The 19,608-nt window shown below is 41.1% G+C and carries 21 protein-coding genes; 12 read left to right on the top strand and 9 right to left on the bottom strand.

Annotated features, from left to right (window positions below; genetic code table 11):
• Nucleotides 1–6 precede the first annotated feature (6 nt).
• The 4 genes from MHH31_RS17750 to MHH31_RS17735 form a co-directional block, all read right to left on the bottom strand.
• Nucleotides 7–228, bottom strand: coding sequence for a hypothetical protein (locus MHH31_RS17750; protein WP_342495046.1), 222 nt, complete (start codon nt 226–228; stop codon nt 7–9).
• A 293-nt stretch (nt 229–521) separates the two neighbouring features.
• A complete protein-coding gene (locus tag MHH31_RS17745) occupies nt 522–2,060 on the bottom strand; it encodes a cation acetate symporter (RefSeq protein ID WP_007497838.1) in 1,539 nt (512 codons plus the stop codon).
• Nucleotides 2,057–2,371, bottom strand: a complete 315-nt coding sequence (locus MHH31_RS17740) for a DUF485 domain-containing protein (protein WP_017368293.1) — start codon at nt 2,369–2,371, stop codon at nt 2,057–2,059. The genes MHH31_RS17745 and MHH31_RS17740 overlap by 4 nt, the downstream gene beginning before the upstream one ends.
• 335 nt (nt 2,372–2,706) lie before the next feature.
• On the bottom strand, nt 2,707–3,378 hold the full coding sequence (locus MHH31_RS17735) for a hypothetical protein (protein WP_342495045.1): 672 nt from the start codon (nt 3,376–3,378) through the stop codon (nt 2,707–2,709).
• Nucleotides 3,379–4,105: 727 nt separating this feature from the next.
• Here MHH31_RS17735 and MHH31_RS17730 point away from each other — a divergent pair.
• Both MHH31_RS17730 and MHH31_RS17725 read left to right on the top strand, forming a co-directional pair.
• Nucleotides 4,106–5,233: a RapH N-terminal domain-containing protein gene (locus tag MHH31_RS17730; protein ID WP_061420631.1), complete on the top strand. Its 1,128-nt coding sequence runs from the start codon at nt 4,106–4,108 to the stop codon at nt 5,231–5,233.
• Nucleotides 5,223–5,516, top strand: coding sequence for a hypothetical protein (locus MHH31_RS17725; protein WP_342495044.1), 294 nt, complete (start codon nt 5,223–5,225; stop codon nt 5,514–5,516). Before MHH31_RS17730 ends, MHH31_RS17725 begins: the two co-directional genes overlap by 11 nt.
• A gap of 340 nt (nt 5,517–5,856) precedes the next feature.
• Here MHH31_RS17725 and MHH31_RS17720 read toward each other — a convergent pair whose 3' ends face one another.
• The 3 genes from MHH31_RS17720 to MHH31_RS17710 all read right to left on the bottom strand — a co-directional run bounded on the left by MHH31_RS17720 (nt 5,857) and on the right by MHH31_RS17710 (nt 7,646).
• Nucleotides 5,857–6,525 carry a glycosyltransferase family protein gene (locus tag MHH31_RS17720; RefSeq protein ID WP_163116300.1) on the bottom strand — a complete coding sequence of 223 codons (669 nt, stop codon included), beginning with the start codon at nt 6,523–6,525 and terminating at the stop codon, nt 5,857–5,859.
• A complete protein-coding gene (locus MHH31_RS17715) occupies nt 6,518–7,207 on the bottom strand; it encodes a class I SAM-dependent methyltransferase (RefSeq protein WP_024719497.1) in 690 nt (229 codons plus the stop codon). Before MHH31_RS17715 ends, MHH31_RS17720 begins: the two co-directional genes overlap by 8 nt.
• Before the next feature lie 298 nt (nt 7,208–7,505).
• Nucleotides 7,506–7,646, bottom strand: coding sequence for an anti-repressor SinI family protein (locus tag MHH31_RS17710; RefSeq protein ID WP_008345506.1), 141 nt, complete (start codon nt 7,644–7,646; stop codon nt 7,506–7,508).
• A 458-nt stretch (nt 7,647–8,104) separates the two neighbouring features.
• Between MHH31_RS17710 and MHH31_RS17705 the strand changes: the two genes are divergently transcribed.
• Complete coding sequence (locus MHH31_RS17705) at nt 8,105–8,488, top strand: GtrA family protein (protein WP_024719496.1); 384 nt, start codon at nt 8,105–8,107, stop codon at nt 8,486–8,488.
• 26 nt (nt 8,489–8,514) lie between these two features.
• On the top strand, nt 8,515–8,772 hold the full coding sequence (locus tag MHH31_RS17700; RefSeq protein WP_008345502.1) for a hypothetical protein: 258 nt from the start codon (nt 8,515–8,517) through the stop codon (nt 8,770–8,772).
• Between the two features lie 34 nt (nt 8,773–8,806).
• Here the strand turns inward: MHH31_RS17700 and MHH31_RS17695 are convergent, their stop codons facing one another.
• Complete coding sequence (locus MHH31_RS17695) at nt 8,807–9,652, bottom strand: AraC family transcriptional regulator (protein ID WP_008345501.1); 846 nt, start codon at nt 9,650–9,652, stop codon at nt 8,807–8,809.
• 175 nt (nt 9,653–9,827) lie between these two features.
• Between MHH31_RS17695 and MHH31_RS17690 the strand changes: the two genes are divergently transcribed.
• The 8 genes from MHH31_RS17690 to qoxD all read left to right on the top strand — a co-directional run bounded on the left by MHH31_RS17690 (nt 9,828) and on the right by qoxD (nt 19,101).
• Nucleotides 9,828–11,012: a galactokinase gene (locus MHH31_RS17690; protein WP_080673843.1), complete on the top strand. Its 1,185-nt coding sequence runs from the start codon at nt 9,828–9,830 to the stop codon at nt 11,010–11,012.
• A complete protein-coding gene (gene galE / locus MHH31_RS17685; protein ID WP_342495043.1) occupies nt 11,012–12,004 on the top strand; it encodes a UDP-glucose 4-epimerase GalE in 993 nt (330 codons plus the stop codon). The genes MHH31_RS17690 and galE overlap by 1 nt, the downstream gene beginning before the upstream one ends.
• A gap of 31 nt (nt 12,005–12,035) precedes the next feature.
• A complete protein-coding gene (galT, locus tag MHH31_RS17680) occupies nt 12,036–13,556 on the top strand; it encodes a UDP-glucose--hexose-1-phosphate uridylyltransferase (RefSeq protein WP_342495042.1) in 1,521 nt (506 codons plus the stop codon).
• A gap of 7 nt (nt 13,557–13,563) precedes the next feature.
• Nucleotides 13,564–14,646, top strand: coding sequence for an aminopeptidase P family protein (locus tag MHH31_RS17675; protein ID WP_035389879.1), 1,083 nt, complete (start codon nt 13,564–13,566; stop codon nt 14,644–14,646).
• A 513-nt stretch (nt 14,647–15,159) separates the two neighbouring features.
• A complete protein-coding gene (gene qoxA, locus MHH31_RS17670) occupies nt 15,160–16,116 on the top strand; it encodes a cytochrome aa3 quinol oxidase subunit II (RefSeq protein WP_089374137.1) in 957 nt (318 codons plus the stop codon).
• Between the two features lie 27 nt (nt 16,117–16,143).
• On the top strand, nt 16,144–18,102 hold the full coding sequence (qoxB, locus tag MHH31_RS17665) for a cytochrome aa3 quinol oxidase subunit I (RefSeq protein ID WP_007497822.1): 1,959 nt from the start codon (nt 16,144–16,146) through the stop codon (nt 18,100–18,102).
• A complete protein-coding gene (gene qoxC, locus MHH31_RS17660; RefSeq protein WP_007497820.1) occupies nt 18,102–18,719 on the top strand; it encodes a cytochrome aa3 quinol oxidase subunit III in 618 nt (205 codons plus the stop codon). Before qoxB ends, qoxC begins: the two co-directional genes overlap by 1 nt.
• A gap of 1 nt (nt 18,720) precedes the next feature.
• Nucleotides 18,721–19,101 (top strand): cytochrome aa3 quinol oxidase subunit IV, encoded by a 381-nt coding sequence (gene qoxD / locus MHH31_RS17655; protein ID WP_007497818.1) that lies wholly within the window; start codon nt 18,721–18,723, stop codon nt 19,099–19,101.
• A 77-nt stretch (nt 19,102–19,178) separates the two neighbouring features.
• Here the strand turns inward: qoxD and MHH31_RS17650 are convergent, their stop codons facing one another.
• Complete coding sequence (locus MHH31_RS17650; protein WP_008345491.1) at nt 19,179–19,442, bottom strand: spore morphogenesis/germination protein YwcE; 264 nt, start codon at nt 19,440–19,442, stop codon at nt 19,179–19,181.
• Nucleotides 19,443–19,608: the final 166 nt, after the last annotated feature.

Below are 19,608 nucleotides of genomic sequence, written 5' to 3'. Positions count from 1 at the left end.
CTTTTTTTATTTGTCTAACGAATAAGCGTCAATCGCTTCTTTAGCAGATGTTTCTTGATCAAAAAGAAGATATCGGCTGTACACTTCGCTTAAATGCAGGGGACCTTCGTCTAAGTCTTCGACTAGCTCAAAGATATCTAGTACGGCTACTAGTTTTGTGGTTGTTTGTCCATGATCTCCATTTTCAAATGTCTCTTCTGGAAAATGGTCTTTGACGATTTGTTTCACTTCTTCCTTGTGGGGTGACTTTCCCAGTATATGTTTAAAATGATAACATAGGAATAACAAGAGAATTGAAGTCTATGGGGGTAATAGGGTTGAAAAGAATCATTGATAACAGAGGAGAAGTTCATGAAATTCTGCTGATCATCATCACATGCTGTTCGTTGATCACTTTGAGGAAATGTGACAAGTTAGAAAGATATAAAGAGAGATTAAAAGGCCAATTTATCCCATATTAAGCACAGTTTTGAAATAGCAAGAACACTGAAAAAGCCGGCAGAGCAGCCGGCTTTTTCTCATCAATCTGTATCCATATGCATACCTGTGTGTGCTTTTACTTGAATTTCTGTAAAGGTGTCTTCATCTGCTTTTTCAGAGGAGAAAATGGTGCCTAAGTAAGCCGCAAGGAATCCGAGCGGGATCGAGATAATCCCAGGGTTCGATAGTGGGATAAGCGGCTCTCCTGTGAAAATGGCTGCCCCTGATGGGTCCCAGACGCTTGGGCTGAGTGACACGATCAGGAGTGCGCTCAGAAGACCTGTTAAGCTTCCTGCGATAGCACCTGTTGAGTTAAATCGTTTCCAAAAGACAGTGAAGATAATCAACGGTAAATTCGCACTTGCTGCCACTGCGAAGGCAAGTGACACAAGAAAAGCGACGTTTAAAGATTGCGCAAATAATGCAAGAATGATGGAAAGGATAGCCACGCCGATAGAAGCAAAGCGTGCCGCCTTCACCTGTTCACGTTCACTCGCTTTTCCTTTGCGGATAATCTGGCTATAAAAGTCATGAGCAAAGGCAGATGCGGCGGATAAAACGAGACCGGTGACCACTGCCAGTATAGTCGCAAAGGCAATAGCGGAAACAAAGGCAAATAATAAATCTCCCCCTAGGGCCTGTGCAAGCAGTGGTGCTGCCATGTTTCCTGCTGCATCGGCTGCCGTAATTGCATCTGTTCCGACAAAAGCAGCGGCACCGAAGCCGAGGAAAACCGTCATTAAATAAAAAATCCCGATGATCCACGTAGCGGATAGAACAGATTTACGCGCAGAAATGGCATCCTTTACCGTATAAAAACGGATCAAAATATGCGGCAAACCTGCTGTTCCAAGTACAAGTGCAAGGTTCAGAGACAGGGTCTCTAAAGGCACATCATATTTATTTCCCGGGTGAAGAAAAGCTTCACCAAGCGGGGTCGCTGTTTTCATCTGCTCAAACATCTTCAGCAGACTAAAATCAAATTTGGCAAACACAAGCAGCGAAATAATCAGCGTGCCCAGCATGAGAAGCACAGCTTTCGTGATCTGTACCCAGCTGGTGGCGATCATGCCGCCAAACACGACATAAATAGTCATCAAGACACCTACGATCAGCACCGCAATCCAGTAATCAATGCCAAGAAGCAGTTTGATTAATGCACCTGCCCCAACAAGCTGCGCAATCATATAAAAAGTGGAAACCGTGATGGTGTTAAAAGCAGCCACGCCTCGAATAGCAGGGCGTTTGAATCGTGCAGCAATCATATCAGCCATCGTATATTTTCCTAGATTTCGAAGCGGTTCAGCCACGACATAAAGGACGACAAGATACGCTACAAGAAAACCAATACTATAGAAAAAGCCGTCAAATCCATTTAAGGCGATCATGCCGGCGATCCCTAAAAATGAAGCAGCAGACATATAGTCCCCGGCAATGGCAAGGCCGTTCTGAAACCCAGTCAGACCGCCGCCTGCTGTGTAAAAATCACTCGCATTGCTTGTTTTTTTCGCAGCAAAATACGTGATGACCAATGTGAGCCCTACGATCGCTATGAATAAAATAAAAGCGGTCATGCTCATTCGTCATCACCTCTCGATTCAATTTTTAAAGCGCTTACATATTTGTCGAACTGAGATGCTTTTTTTGCATAAAGCCCACATAAAACCCATGTCATCACAAATTGCGTGAGGGCAAATAACCAAGCCCACGTGATCGCTCCAATTGCTGGCGTGTTCAAAAAGGTGAAGTAGGATGTAGCAACCGGAAGTGAAAAGTAAAAGAGAAAAAAGAAAATCGTCATCGGTACGATAAATCTGCGTTTTTCCTCAAGAAGTTTTCGAAAATCCTTTGAAGCGGCAACCTTCTTATAATGAACGTTTTTGTCTGCCATTGTTTCCTCCTTTGTACGAATTAGGGACAAGGTACTCCAATGCATATGAGACGATCTGGTTGTTTATGACAGTATATCATAAAAAAGGCACCCGAAAAGGGTGATTAGCCTGATCAATTGTGGATATAAATATTGGGAAAATGAAAATAAACACAAGAAGCTGGAAATCAAATATAAGATCAAAGAAAAAAACTCTGTGATATCCATTGTCACATAGTCTGTAGATTCGATTTAGCAAATGAAACATTTTAGGTCATAATGCGTTGGCATATTAACATCAAGAATTACATTACATAAACATGTAGAGAAGCAGGCTGATGGAGCCTGCTTCTCTTTTAATATTTTTTCCCAAGACGTGTCGTATGTGAAACTGTTTTAACATGCTTTTTACGCTTTGAATCTTTGTAGACAGATAGGACAAATTTGTTGTTCCAGTAACCATTTTTCGGGCTGTAGTATGTTTTGAATGTGTAATGAAAGACTTTTTGACCTGTTGATCCTGAAGCTGTAGTTACTGTTGTAGCGAGTATGGCTATTGCTTTTAGTGTCAAGACTGCGCCAGCAACAGCACCGGTCCCTGTCGGTAATGCCAAAATTGTTGTTGTCACAAGAACGACAATAGCAAGAGTAACGTTGAATTTGTTTTTATAGGTTTTTACAAGTCTCCACTGATATTCTTTGTTTGATTTTGTGTTAAATTCGCCGTCTTCACTTAATAATTCTGATCCAGCTTCTTTAAATTCTTTAATGTCTACTAGTTCATTGTTAATACGGAGTTCTTCTTTTGCCCGGTCATAAGAGACGCTATCTATTTGTTCACCATTATCAATCGTTATTGTTTGAGTGCTGCCTTTCACTACAGAATTGAAAGTATGTAGTTTGCCTTCAATTTCAGTTTGATAAGATTCTTTAATTTCTTGAGGTTCTAGGGTTACTGCGGCTGCGGTTTGTAATGGAACTGTTAAAAATAGCGTCAGGCCTAAAAGTCCGATTATGAACTTTTTCATTTTGGATATTTCCCCCTTGTTTTTTGTGCAATAATAAACATATGGATAAAAAATGCTTTTCTTTTAAAAAAAGTTAATTGAGGAGTGATTGATGTGTTTTGGAATTGGGTAGTAGGCATGATCGGGATAATCATAGGGGCTTGTATCTTTGCAACGGAGTTCGAAGATGCTACTTTCTTCACTCGCTTTATTTTCAAGCTTATTGCGATTTTACTTCTTGTGTTTTCAGTGGCTTTTATTAAGTGGCGGCGTAAAAAAATACAACAGCATAATAATTCATAGTGCTCCCTCCTTTTTTGACATGTTTTCATCCTATCATTGATTGATTCGCATTTGGGAATTCGTTGGAAAATTTCTTTTTGGGTTGCGGTGACCGCAATTTAGGTTCTTTTATTTGGGAGGCGAATTTATGATGACGGTAATATCAGTATTGATGATGTTAAATGGTGCTTGTTATTTTGCTGTTGTTTTCTTTTTAATGAGTTTCCCATTCATCATAATAAAGAACAGGCTGAAGAGCCTGTTTTTTTGTTATTTAAAATACATGGCGCCTATTTCAAAAATACCAATGCGATTGCGTATAAAAACCGATATGTCTTGTGTCCTACTTGCTTAAAAAGTGCTTGCGCTATGCCGAAAACTTTACATATAAATGGGTAAATAGGGTTTTATTAGGAGTTGTTGTGCTAACATTTATTAAAAATTGGTTTTCTAGGGGGGATTGTAGATGGCGTCTATACCGTCTCCAGTTGTAGCGATCAAGATAAATGAATGGTATAAGCAAATAAAAAGATTCAATGTTAAAGAGGCTCAGAAGCTAAGAGAAGAGGTTAGAAAAGAAATCGATGTCATGGAAGAAGATGAACAGGCGGTTCTTTATTTTCAGTTGATGGAGTTCCGTCATCAATTGATGACAGACTATGTGCAGCCTTCTAAAGAACCACTTGAAAAATCGGATTACTTGAAAGCTGTAGAAGGACAAGGCAAGAAGATGTCAGCCATTCTTGAATACTATTTTAATTTTTTTCAAGGAATGTATGAATTTAAAAAAGGTGAGTTTATTAGAGCTATTGTGTTCTATAAGCGCGCGGAAAAGCGCCTGGAGCAAGTAGGGGATGAGTTAGAAAGAGCGGAATTTTATTACAAATTATCAGAAGTGTTTTATCACATGAAACAGACACACGTATCTATGTATTACGTTGGTCTTTCTTATGATACTTATAAGGCACATAAGAGCAATTCCCTTTATATGATTCGAGAAATTAATTGTCTAACTGTTATGGCAGGTAATTTCATTGATTTTGAATGCAGAGAAAAGGCGCTTCCTCATTTATTGTCAGCTTTAGAAAAATCTAAGGCAATGTCTAATAAGCCAATGATTGTGAAGTCATTATTTAATATTGGGTGTTGTTATAAAGGAGTAGGTGATTTTAATAGGGCACTAGCTTATTTTAATCAGGTGATTCTAGAAGGAGAGCCTATTAATGCTACAGAGTTGCTTTTGGTTTATTATGAATTATCGTTATTTCATTTGAGTCAAAAGGAATTTATTGAGGGTGAAAGATTTTTCAAAAGAGGCTGGGAAGAAGCGAAGAATAGAAAAAATGATCTATTTTTATCGTTATTGATGGTATTGGAAATTTTATTTTTAAAAACAGCAAACTTAAGTGAAGTCATGAGCTCATTGGAAAAATTAGAGAATGAGAGGGGTTATCCATACATGGAAGACCTAGCGCTCGAAGCGGCTCGGTACTATAATGAGAATGGGCGTATGGATGAATCTGTAAAAATGTATGAAAAAGTGATGTACGCCCGAAAACAAATCCAAAGGGGCGACTGTTCATATGAATTTTAAAACGGTTCTTACTGGTTTTTTGAGTGCTTCAACATTGCTAGGTGTGATCTCATTATCATCTGTCGATTTTGATGTGAATTCAAGAAATGCTACTTCTCCAGAATCCACTGATCTGACTGTAAGAAATGCTACAGGCAGTAGCGTTACTACTGAGGATACTGAGGATTTTCCTCTTATAACTTTATCTCAACAAGATAACGATTTTGCTGTGAGGAATGGAACCCGTTCTAGTGAAAATCCTGATGTTCGTTTTGGAACCCGTGATTCTAGATTATCTACTTGATGAATCAAACAGACCTTTAGGGCTGTCAGGCTGTCGAGAAAATCTCGACAGCTTTATTGTCCCCATTAAAACTTACATCTCCCCATTTTATAATAGAGAAAAGCATATACAATAACGGATCGGAAAGGTTATTGGTTCTACAAATCAGATCCGAAAGCATGAGCTCCGTTTCCTTTTCTTGAAAGCTGCACAAGATCTCAAAAGCACCAAAAGGCCATTTCAAAACATGTGTGGGAGGCCTTTTCATTCATTCTCACCTAACATCATGACGTGGAAAATAAAAAAGAATGTAGCAAAACATGAGTTTCTCTACATTCTGGGCACCCGAAAAGGGTGCTTTCTACCGATAATGCGCAAGAAATGTTTGTCTTGCTTTTTCATATGCTTCTGCATCAAAATGATCTCCGCATTTGTGAATACACCAGGGCTCCACTTGCCTTGCAATCCCAACCTCATATCCCTGCTGTGCAAACTCAAAAGATTGTGACACATCATAAAAATGAAACCCGTCTAAGAGGTCCTCACGCCACTTGATATCATATTGTGTTGCCATAAAAAGACCGTCAATAGCAGAAGCTTTGATATAACCTTGGGGCTCTGTCTGTGGATGACCAGATTCAAACGTCAGTAGCTGATAGGTGTCGTGCCGATATTCAATGACTTTCCCTCTGCAATCATGGCTCTCCCACCAGATTCCATTGTCTGGCACACTTTCTGCACCTATTACCCCAAGCATGCCAAGTGACGGATTCTGCAAGAAAAGTGGAATCAGCTCGAGAAGCATATGCTGTTTGACGATGAGTGTATCTTGATGAAGATAAATTTTAAACTGTGCAGGATGAGTGAGAGCTTCATTGTATGCAGAGGCCATACTTGATGCATGTCTAATGGGCAAAACCTCTACATGATACCCGTGCGGAGCAGGAAGTGAAGCGAGCTGCCGGAAGCAAGCTTGAAACATCGACTCATCATTTACACATAAAACAAATAAGATGGTGGGGCTACTCATTGAGTTGAACCGCCTCAACCACGTATTGATAGGCTGTCGCTGCCTCGTTAAAATCAAAACGAATGCCATGTTTTACGAGTAATTCATGTAGATCATTCATGACGCCCGTATAGGAAGGGTGTTGTACACGAATGGTTTCAAGCTCACGAACATGAAACCCGGCTGACTGGAAGAGGGCATGAATTTCGTGAAGGGTAAAGAAGCGTAAATGTGTTTGATCCATTAACCCTGCATCTGTATAAGTAAATCTCCCGGCTAGTAATTCTAAAACCGTTGAAATATGACCAATATTCGGAATGGAAGACAAGATCGCCCCTTCCCTTTTTAGAAAGGGTTTGACCTTTTTTAAAACGGCCCAAGGGTCCAATAAATGTTCAAGAACATCTCCGAAAATGATGCAGTCAAATTGTTCATGCTGATAAGGCAGCGCCATCTGTTCAATATTGCCGCATAAAACATGATCCAGCGCTTTCTCAGCCTGCTTTGCCGCATCTTCAAAAGATTCAATTCCATATATGGTACGGTCTTGCTGTTTTAGGACTTTGCCAAGCTGGCCTGTGCCGCATCCGATATCCAAGATAGACGTCCATTCCTTGCGAATACGATGGACAATCACAGGGTTCACACCGTGATAATATTGATCCTTCTTTTGATGATAATAAGATAGAGAATCTGAACTCACGCGCCACCCACCTTTCTTCTTTCTTGTGTCTTATGCTTAATATATGGGTGGGGAGCTTGGTTTTATAACGAAAATGGGCAATTTTCATGAATGACAGCTAAAAAGGGGTCATATAAAGAACAGGGAACGGACTGTCCTCCTAAAAATAGAAAGACAGAACCCCATTGAGTGGAAGGGATTGGTATGATGAGGTGTTCAATTATTGTAGCGTATCGTCATGAAAGGATGTTTAAAAGGTCAATTGACAGGTTAGAACTTTAGCCAAAGCAATCTGAAAGACAAAGGATAACGGCGTTGATTACGGTTTGTTTATCATCTTCTGATCACCGTTGGATGTTAAAAAAGCTTGTATTTCCTCGATGCCTAGTCCAATTTTTTTCGCTTCTTGAATCAAATAAACCCACTCTTCGTCAACTCTTCTTTTCACTTGCGTATCCATAATATCCTCCAGTTCAATAAGACATATTCATCTGCAACCAATGACTTGAACAAACCGTCTAGTAACTGTACGTGTATGTGAATGGAGTACAAAAATAGATTTTTGTCGAAAAATGATGACATTTAACCTATTTTGTAAAATCTATCACCTACCACGTCCCTAAAAAAATGACTAAAAAACCCATAAATATTGAATTCTTACTTCTCATAATAAACAATTGTAAAGTCAGTTAAAAGATTATAAATTAAAATAATGATAAAGACCTAAATCATTTGACTCATATAAACCAATAAGGTTGACATATGCCATCAGCGTGAACAAATTTCATCTTTACAGGACGCACATATTGTTCGTTTGGGAAGTTCTTCTTAAGATGGTATTCTAAAAGAAACAGAATTCACCAAGAAGGAATGAAGAAAGACATGTATAGCCTTTTTCAAAAGTATCAAGAAGTTGTCATGTATCTGATCATGGGTGTGTGTACAACCATTGTCAACATAGTCAGCTTCTATTTATTCGTTGAGATGTTTTCTATGGATTACAAAACAGCAACGGTTGTTTCATGGGTATTTGCTGTGCTCTTTGCTTATATCACCAATAAGAAGTATGTCTTCAAGCAAAAGGCTCGTGACACAAAAAGCCTGATGCGTGAGCTTTCTTCATTTTTTAGTGTCCGTCTCATGTCTCTAGGTGTAGATCTGGGGCTGATGATTTTATTTGTGAGCCAAATGGCGCTCAACGAAACCGTCGCAAAAATTCTTGTTAACTTTGTGATTGTCGTGGTCAATTATGTCGCCAGTAAATGGTTCGTCTTCAAGAAAACAAAAGAAGATGCGATTTAACACATGAAAAAGATAGGTGATGTGAAATGAGCAGCAGGCCAGACGAATTATATGATGCCATATATCAACAAACAGAAAAGCAGCATGAACAAGTGTTGAGACTAGTCAAGGAAATGACCGCACATCCAGAAGCATTTTCTGAACAAGAAAAGGAAAAGATCAACCGGATGGACATTGCGCTTCAAACAGCAACGGACATTTTAGAAAATTTAATGACCCCTGATACGCAAATGACCATTGTTTTAAGACAAGGGAGAATTCGTGTTGACCTAACGAAAGCGTAAAAGAAGCAGCCAATTGAAAAGCGGCTGCTTTTTATTATGCATCGCTTGTTTCCCGGAGTTGCTTTGGAGACATGCCGATTTTCTTTCGAAAGACTTTATTCAAGTAATTCGCATTTCGGTAGCCGCACTGTGTGGCGATTTCTTCAATCGAGTATTTCGTTGTTTTCAGTAACGTTTCCGCCTTTTCTAAACGAATATTGGTTAAATAATGAATCGGTGTGAAGCCAGTTGCCTTTTTGAATTCCCTCGTAAAATGACTTTTGGATAAACGTGCCGCAGCTGCCATATCGTCAGGCCCAATCTCCTCGTGAAAATGGTGGCTTGCAAATAAGGCCGCTTGGACGATGGGCTCAGGCCATTTCTCCATTTGTCCCTCAAGCTTTGGCAAATATGAATACAGTTCCATGACAAATTGATAAGCAAGGCTAGACCCCTCAAATGGATTGGTAATCCGTCTTTCACTGGCTTCATCATAAATCTTCTTTAGCAGGCGGATCGGTTTGGAATTCGGATGAAAACGCATGACCTGCTTTCCTTGATCGATAAATTGATCAAAGCAAAGGTCACAGGCTTCCCCATAAAGTGTTAAATAGAGAAATTCCCAATGTTCACTGTCTTCTGGAAAATAGTATTGATAAGCACTGGGGCTTTTCACCAGAAAGGCCTGTCCAGGCAATACTTTGAATCGTTTCTGTCCGATTTCAATCATGCCGTGTCCAGACAGTGTGAGCTGAAAGATGCACTTGCCCTGATCCTTCCGCTCTACGCCATTCCAGCTGTATAACGAAGATGATTGAACTTCCCAGCCAACAGACCAGATTTGGGCCGGCAATGTCACATCAGAATGGTGAAAACGAAATGCAAATGCTTCTTTCTTCAAATTGGAAACCCTCCTTCACAGCAAAAAACAACCTTTTTCTATTTTGAATCATGGTACACCTCATATCACATCGTACCATTCACAGCAAAAAAAGGGTATTTTTTAACGATTTTTTTACCATTGAACTTCAGCTGACGGGGCAACTAAAATAAGATTATCAGAAGAGAAAAGGGGAATGGATATGATCGACACATTACGAGCAGCATTTCACCAGCAATTTGGAGATCAGGAAGAACTCCGCTATTTTTTCGCCCCAGGCAGAGTCAATCTGATTGGTGAACACACAGATTATAATGGGGGCCATGTCTTTCCATGTGCACTTACCCTTGGTACATATGCTGCGGGAGCAAGACGATCAGATGGACGCGTCAGAATGTATTCCTTGAATTTTGAAGAAGAAGGTGTGAAAGAGTTCGACCTTTTTGAAATCGCTTTCTCAGAATCGGACGGCTGGGCGAACTATCCGAAGGGAGTATTCCAACAGTTTATCGAAGCAGGCATGGATGTGAAAGAAGGCTTTGATATTGTGTATGCCGGCAATATCCCAAATGGCGCAGGCCTGTCATCCTCTGCCTCTATTGAGCTCGTCACGGCTGTCTTGATCAATGAATGGTCGTCATTCGGCGTAACGCAAATCGACCTAGCCCTTCTTGCGCAGCGTGCTGAAAATGAGTTTATTGGCGTGAACTGCGGCATTATGGATCAATTTTCAATTAGTCTTGGAAAAGAAGGTCACGCTATTTTGCTCAATTGTGACACGCTTTCCTTTGAATATAGCCCATTTCGGCAAGAGGGTCTGGCACTTGTCATTGCCAATACAAATAAAAAACGAACACTTGCAGATTCCAAATACAATGAACGCCGTTCAGAATGTCAATCTGCTTTAAACGATCTTAGAAAAGAACGAGATATTGCGCATTTATGTGAGCTCACGGTCGATGAATTCGCTAAGCATGAACATTTGATACAAGATGAAACGTGTAGAAGACGTGCAAGACATGCCATCACGGAAAACGAGAGGACCATGAAAGCAGTAAATTTTCTGAAAGATGATAAAATGGAAGAACTAGGTGCACTCATGAAGGCATCTCACCTTTCTTTAAAGAATGATTATGAAGTCACTGGGCTTGAGCTAGATGCACTGGCTGAAGCCGCATGGCAACATCCAGGGGCGATTGGTTCTCGTATGACAGGTGCTGGCTTTGGGGGCTGTACCGTCAGCATTGTGAAAGAAGAGCTGCTGGACTCATTTATAGAAGAAACAGGTGCGATTTATCAAGAAAAAACAGGCATTCAAGCCTCTTTTTACACAGCTGGAATTGGAGGCGGCGCTAGAGAATTAACGAAGGAGGACATTTGATGGCAATTTTAGTATGTGGAGGAGCAGGTTTTATTGGCAGTCATGCGGTAGCGGCTCTTTTGGCTAAAGGAGAACAAGTGGTGATTGTGGATAATTTACAGACAGGTCATAAAGAGGCAGTGGTAAAGGGTGCCGTATTAGAAGAGGGAGATTTAAGGGATCACGCTTTTTTAAGACGTGTTTTTCAAACTCATGACATTGAAGCGGTCATGCACTTTGCGGCAGATTCACTTGTTGGAGAAAGTGTAACAGACCCGCTGAAGTACTATGACAACAACGTCGGAGGGGCAACGGCTTTACTTCAGGTGATGAATGAATTTGATGTGAAACGCATTGTATTCTCTTCAACTGCTGCGACATATGGTGAACCAAAGCGTGTACCGATCGTTGAAACGGATGAGACGAACCCAACAAATCCTTATGGGGAAACAAAGCTCGCGATTGAAAAAATGCTGAAGTGGTCTGAGCAGGCATATGGTATCGAATACGTTGTGCTTCGCTATTTTAATGTAGCCGGTGCTCATACAGAAGGGGTTGTCGGTGAAGATCATCAGCCAGAAACGCATTTAATCCCAATTATTCTGCAAGTGGCATTAGGAAAACGTGATCAAATCATGATTTACGGTGATGATTATGAAACAGAGGATGGCACATGCATTAGAGACTACATTCATGTCATGGATTTAGTAGAGGCGCACATTCTAGCGGTTGAGCGTCTGCGTGAAGGAAAAGGAAGCGCGACGTACAACTTAGGGAACGGCACAGGCTTCTCTGTGAAGCAGGTCGTAGAAGCCGCAAGAGAAGTGACGGGCCATACCATTCCAGCACAGGTGGCAGAAAGACGTGCGGGTGATCCAGCTAAGCTGATTGCTTCATCAGAAAAAGCGCTGAAAGAACTAGGATGGAAGCCTCAATATGCAGATCTCCACACCATCATTCAAAGTGCATGGGATTGGTTTCAGAAACATCCAGATGGCTATCAAAGTGAATAACGTGTAGCAGGCAGGGGAGGAGACAAAGGGAATGGCGATTGATATTTTTGAAAAGCTAGAACAGCTGATTCAATATGGGGTTAATAAAGAGCTGATCTCACCACTGGATATGGATTATACAAGGAACCGGCTGCTAGAGGTGCTTGGTCTCGATGATGCTGAGCCAAGAACAGTCTCAGGAGACAGCGACCTTGAAGACATCTTAATGCCAATGCTCGATTGGGCAGTTGAAACAGGTCTTATTCCTGACGGGACAGATACGTATCGTGATTTATTAGATGCCAAAATCATGGGCTGCTTGGTGGCGCCTCCGAGTGTCATCTATGCAAGGTTTGAAGAGAAACGCAAGCATTGCGGACCAAAGGCAGCGACAAGTTGGTTTTATGAAATGCAGCAGCATGCCCACTATATTCATACAGGCAGAATCGCCAAAAATGTGCAGTGGTTTACACCGACAGAAGATGGTGAGCTTGAGATCACGATTAATCTATCGAAACCGGAAAAGGACCCAAAAGCGATCGCTGAAGCCAAAAAGCTTAGTCAAAAGCAATATCCTCTTTGTCTCCTTTGTAAAGAAAACGTTGGGTTTGGGGGACGCATCAATCACCCAGCAAGACAGAATCACCGGATTATTCCGGTGACACTTACAAATGAGTCGTGGTTTATGCAATTCTCGCCGTATGTGTATTACAACGAACATTGTATTGTGTTCAAGGGCGAGCATGAACCAATGCAGATATCTAAAAAGACCTTCGAGCGTCTGCTTTCCTTCATATCTATATATCCGCACTATTTCATAGGATCAAATGCTGATCTTCCCATTGTTGGAGGCAGTATATTAAGTCATGACCACTTTCAAGGTGGTGCTCATGAATTTCCGATGGCGAAAGCAAAGATGGAAGAAGTGTTTTCTCTCGAAAAGTTTCCGAGGGTGAAGGCGGGTATTGTGAAATGGCCGATGTCAGTGATCAGGCTTCAAAGCAGCGACCAGCAGACACTTGCGGAGGCAGCGGATTTTATATTACATGAGTGGAAAATGTATTCAGATCCAGAAGCGGGGCTGTTCTCTCATACAGGAGAGACCCCGCACAATACCATTACACCAATTGCACGCCGTCATGGGGATGAGTACGAATTAGATCTCGTGCTACGAAATAACCGTACAGATAAGCAGCACCCCGACGGAATCTTCCACCCGCACAAAGAAGTTCATCATATTAAAAAAGAGAATATCGGTTTAATTGAGGTCATGGGTCTCGCCGTCCTTCCTGGAAGATTAGCAGAGGAATTAAGCCAGCTAAAAGCGGCGCTGCTATCCAAAAACCCTCTTGAAGAAATCAAAGCCTGCCCGTCTATCATGAAGCACGAGTCATGGGCAGAGCGTCTGATCGAAGAGAATACCTTTACGAAGGACAACGTAGAAACCATTTTACAAAAAGAAATCGGCCTCATTTTTTCTCGTATACTCGCGCAGGCGGGTGTGTTTAAAAGAACAGAGCAAGGGAAAACAGCATTTAAACGTTTCATTCAAACACTCCATACAGGCAGGTGATGAGTTGATGATTGAACAGGTAAGAACTTTAATGGAAGAAAAACAACTCGACGGTGTTCTGATTCAAAAGCGGAATAACTTTTCTTGGCTTACAGGAGGAAGAAGAAACCACATTGTGTTAAATACTCCAGAGGGCGTTTGTCAGCTACTTGTGTTGAAAGACGATATTGTCCTAGTTGTGAATCAAATGGAAGAAAAACGAATCATTGAAGAAGAAATGGCGTATTTTGACCATCCCTTTCAAGTCGTCACAATGGATTGGTTTGAGGATGAGACTCCTTACATTCAAACACTCATAAAAGACAAACGAATTGGTGCGGACATTCAAATGGAAGGAGTGGAATGGATCGAACCCGATTTGTCTCGTGTTCGATCGATCCTTTCAGCGCCACAGCTCAGCCAATATGAAACCCTTTGTCATGACACAGCTGTTATTGTAGAAAGTGTCTGTCAAGAAATCGTTCCAGGACAGACGGAGCATGAAATTGCTTCGCTTGTTGCTCAAAGAGCGATCGGGCAGGGAATGACGATAGAAGTGCTGCTTGTGGCGACAGATGACCGGATTCATCAATATCGCCACCCGATCCCAACAGAAAAAGCACTTCAAAAGCATGCACTGGTTGTCCTTTGTGCTGAACGGCATGGACTCGTGGCAAATGTCACAAGATCCGTTTACTTTGGACAGCTACCAAAGGAGCTTGAAGAAAACAAGGAAAGGCTTGCGCGAATCGACACGGTCATGAATGCGGCTACTCGTCCAGGGAACACCATTGGAGATGTATTGAAGGCCGGCATTGCTCAATATGAAAAAGAAGGATTTCCTGATAGCTGGAAAAAGCTTCACCAAGGTGGCAAGACTGGATTTGTGTCTAGAGAGATCATTGCAGTTCCTACATCGGTGGAAGAGATCCAGCTTCATCAAGTATTCACTTGGAATCCTTCCTTACCAGGATTGAAATCAGAAGATACGATGGTCGTCGAGAAAGAAGGAAATCGCTTTTTAACCTATACAGGCAAGTGGACGTATATAGACATAGAACATGAAGGAAGCATCTATAGACGACCAGACATTTTGGTGAGAGACGAATAATGAGAAGCCGGCGATGAGCCGGTTTTTTGCTGGAAGTCTTTAGTGAGTTTCCACTCATTTATCACCATTACCAATCATTACAGCGCATAGGCGAGCGATCGATACTTTCTTTTCTTGTCGACTTGCGTTAAAATGAGTAAGGTTTTTGTTAAATATGGGGATACCTATTTCAGAATTGTTTACCTAGATAAAATTTCATTAAGTTAAATTGAAATTTGACCAAACTTTTTTATTGTGGTAAACCTAAATTTGACAAAGTTCTTGATTGTTTGTCCTTTGCCTTCAACTCTCAACTTTTCAAATTCCTAGAAATTTATTGTGTGTGCAATAATATAAATTTATGGCGAATTTATGACATTTCAATAGAAATCTGTTGAAAAATAAATGAACTTTTGAAAAAAGGGGAGCTAACTCCAACAGATTTTGATAGCATTACAAAGGGAAGAAAAGTTTTCGAAGGCAGATGGCTTTTCACAATTATTCAGCAATTTATACATTATTTAAGGAAGGATGGTGATCTTCTTGTTCAGAGCCATTAAACCTATGCTTTTATTAGCGATGCTCGTGAGTGTTTTTGTATTAGGAGGTTGCAGCAATATCGCTGTTTTAGATCCTAAAGGACCAGTCGCAGCACAACAAAAAGACTTAATCCTATTATCTATTGGATTCATGCTCTTTATCGTTGGTGCGGTATTTGTACTGTTTACCATCATTTTGGTTAAATACCGTGAGCGTAAGGACGTTGGAAACGCCTCTTATAACCCAGAACTACACGGGAATACGCTTCTAGAAGTTGTCTGGACAGTGATCCCAATATTAATCGTTGCTGCCCTTTCAGTTCCAACTGTAAAAACCATTTACTCTTTGGAAGAGGCGCCTCAAGCAACAAGTCATAAAGATCCACTTGTCGTTTATGCTACAGCAGTTGATTGGAAATGGATCTTCAGCTATCCAGAGGAAAATATTGAAACAGTGAACTACTTAAACATTCCAAAAGATCAGCCGGTTTTATTCAAAATCACTTCCGCTGATACAATGGCATCACTATGGATTCCTCAGCTAGGCGGGGAGAAGTATGCGATGGCTGGAATGGAAATGGAACAATATCTTCAAGCTGATGAAGTAGGCACATATGAAGGAAGAAACGCCAACTTCACAGGCGAAGGCTTTGCTCAGCAAAAATTCAAAGTCAATGCGATGACGCAGTCTGACTATGATAAATGGGTAAATAAAACGAAAAAAGAAGCACCGAAGTTAACGAAGAAAACGTATGACTACTTGATGCTTCCTGATGCTGCAGATGTGCAGACATTCTCATCAACACATTTATCTTTTGCGAAGCACGGAGAGGATTCTGAATATGCACTCCAAGCACGCAAACGTTTAGGTTACCAATCAGTTTCTCCGCATTCCAAGACAGATCCTTTCGAGAATGTGAAGAACTATAAAAGAAAACTAGAAAACGAATAAACTGACTAAGGAAAGGAGGAGGCCGTTATGCATTTAAAATGGGATGAGTTTTTTGTAACTGGAGACCCATTAATTCTTGGTGCGCAAATTTCTATCGCTCTTACTTCCATTGCTATTGTGTTTGTTTTAACCTACTTCAAAAAGTGGAAATGGCTCTGGAAAGAATGGCTGACATCAGTTGATCATAAAAAGCTTGGAATCATGTATATCCTTGCTGCTGTGATTATGTTCTTCCGCGGTGGGGTAGACGGACTGATGATGCGCGCGCAGCTGGCGCTTCCTAATAATACGTTTTTAGATTCAAACCACTATAATGAAATTTTCACAACGCATGGTACGATCATGATTTTATTCATGGCGATGCCATTCTTAATTGGTTTAATCAACGTCGTGGTTCCTCTTCAAATTGGTGCACGTGACGTTGCATTCCCGTATTTGAACAACTTGAGCTTCTGGACATTTATGGTCGGAGCAATGTTGTTCAACATTTCCTTCGTTATTGGAGGATCACCAAGTGCAGGCTGGACGAGTTACATGCCGCTCGCCGGAAATGATTTCTCACCAGGACCTGGACAGAACTACTACTTGCTCGGGCTCCAAATTGCAGGTATTGGTACACTAATGACAGGTATTAACTTCATGGTGACCATTTTAAAAATGCGTACAAAAGGTATGACGCTTATGCGTATGCCAATGTTTACATGGACAACATTGATCACGTCTGTCATTATCGTTTTCGCATTCCCTGTTTTAACAGTTGCTTTAGCACTTATGACATTCGATCGTTTATTCGGTTCAGCATTCTTTACACTCGAAGCGGGCGGTATGCCAATGCTTTGGGCGAACCTTTTCTGGATTTGGGGACATCCTGAGGTATATATCGTTATCCTGCCAGCTTTCGGTATTTTCTCAGAAATCTTTGCGACGTTCTCAAGAAAACAGTTGTTTGGTTACAAAGCGATGGTTGTATCGATTGTGGCAATCTCTGTTCTTAGTTTCCTTGTGTGGGTTCACCACTTCTTTACAATGGGGAACAGTGCAGCGGTTAACTCATTCTTCTCGATTACAACAATGGCGATTTCTGTACCAACAGGTGTGAAAATCTTTAACTGGCTCTTTACAATGTATCGAGGCCGTATCAGTTTTACTTCACCAATGCTTTGGGCACTTGGTTTCATCCCGAACTTCGTAATCGGTGGTGTGACTGGGGTTATGCTTGCGATGGCAGCTGCGGATTACCAGTACCATAATACGTACTTCCTTGTATCCCACTTCCACTATGTATTAATCGCAGGTACTGTATTTGCTTGTTTTGCTGGTCTTGTTTTCTGGTATCCAAAAATGTTTGGTTACAAGTTAAACGAAAGAATCGGCAAATGGTTCTTCTGGGTATTCATGATCGGATTTAACATCTGTTTCTTCCCGCAGTACTTCTTAGGACTGCAAGGAATGCCAAGACGTATTTATACGTATGGACCAGAAGATGGCTGGACTGCACTAAACTTTATTTCAACAATTGGTGCATTCATGATGGGTATCGGATTCATCATCCTTTGCTATAACATTTACTACAGCTGGAGACACGCGAAACGTGAAGTGTCTGGAGACAGCTGGGGAGAAGGACGTACACTTGACTGGGCGACATCTTCTGCAATTCCGCCGCATTATAACTTTGCAGCACTTCCAGAAGTGACGACACCAGATGCATTCCATCATTGGAAGCAAAACAATGTAGACGTTCATCCTGAAAAAGAATTCAAGAAAATTCACATGCCGCACAATTCAGGCAGACCGCTGATCATGTCTGCATTCTTCGGACTTGGTGCATTCGGTCTTGTATTTGAATGGTACTGGATTGGCGTTATCGGCTTAATCGGTGTATTCGCAACAATGATTTTACGTTCATTTGAATATGACGATGGCTACTATATTCCTGTTGAAGAAGTGATTGAAACAGAGAAAAAGAATAAGGAGGCGCAGAAGTAATGGGACATAATGATAGCAGCTATGCAAATGCACCGCTTGAATATCAGTCTGAAACAGGACGTTTAAACATCCTTGGTTTCTGGATATTCCTTGGCGCGGAAATCGTGTTATTCTCAACACTTTTTGCGACCTACTTTGTTCTTCATGGCAGAACAGCTGGCGGCGTTTTGCCAGCTGAGCTATTTGATATGAAGCTTGTATTGATCATGACATTCCTGCTATTGGTGAGTTCATTTACATGTGGGATTGCCGTTCATGAAATGCGCCGTGGAAGTACAAAAGGGGTTGTCATTTGGACGATTCTGACACTGCTTCTAGGTGCAGGTTTCGTTGGTTTTGAGATTTTCGAATTCTTCCATTATGTACATGAGGGTGCGAGCATCCATACAAGTGCATACTGGTCTGCATTCTTTGTTCTTTTAGGAACTCACGGATTACACGTATCCATCGGTATCTTCTGGATTACAGGTGTCTTGTTCCAAATTAAAAAACGTGGATTAACACCACAAACAGCAGCGAAGATCTTTATCTCAAGTCTATACTGGCATTTCCTTGATGTTGTATGGATTTTCATCTTCACAGCTGTGTACTTGATCGGATTAGGGGGGCTTTTGTGATATGGCTGGAAAAACACATTCCTCAGCAGAGCACGAACACTTCCCTTGGAAACATGTAGTCGGCTTCATTCTCTCCATTGTGCTAACCATCTTAGCATTCTGGATTGCTATCGGAGCTGAAATTGGCAGTTCCGCAAAACTATGGATTATCTTTGGTTTTGCCTTCATTCAAGCATTCTTGCAGCTGTTCATGTTTATGCACATGACAGAGAGTGAGAACGGGACTGTTCAAGTCGGAAATACTTTGTTTGGTCTGTTCTGTGCGATCATTTTCGTCATCGGGTCTGTTTGGATCTTCGCGGCTCACTACAGCCACGGAGAGAACAGCAAAGACGGTTATTCACCATCTGCGCCAAAGCAGTCTGAGCATTCAGAGAAATAATAAAAAACCACTCATCTTTCATAGATGAGTGGTTTTTATGCTGATTGTGATAACGCTTCCAATTGATGATGCGATATCTATCTGCTGCTGAATCTTTTGCGAATGAATGGAAGTCCATAGATGAGGAATGCTGCAATGTGAGCCAGAATCACGTTAATGGCAAAGAATGCGATCATGAAGGTATGTCCTGCTGGAGATAAACTGCTTGTCATGTAAAGACCGAAGAAAATCCACATAATCATGATGGGTGGAATAGATGCTAATGCAATCTTTCTGTTTTCCAACCATAAAAACAGGGGTGTAGCTGTTGCAATACATAGGTACGCAAAGAACATATCCATCGTATCCAACTCCTTTGTAAGTTGATGTTCAATTCAAATGAGAGGTCAGGATGCAATTGTGTCTGTTTTTAGGAGATATTGTGAACATTTTGTTACAAATATTATACCACAATTGACTTTGAAGTAAACTCAATAATTGGAAAATGGGCCTTATTCCGCAGAAATT

Source organism: Bacillus sp. FSL K6-1033 (assembly GCF_038630765.1).
Classification (GTDB): domain Bacteria; phylum Bacillota; class Bacilli; order Bacillales; family Bacillaceae; genus Bacillus; species Bacillus altitudinis.
The sequence above is the reverse complement of the archived record's forward strand: the minus strand, read 5'-3'. Positions and strand labels throughout refer to the sequence as shown.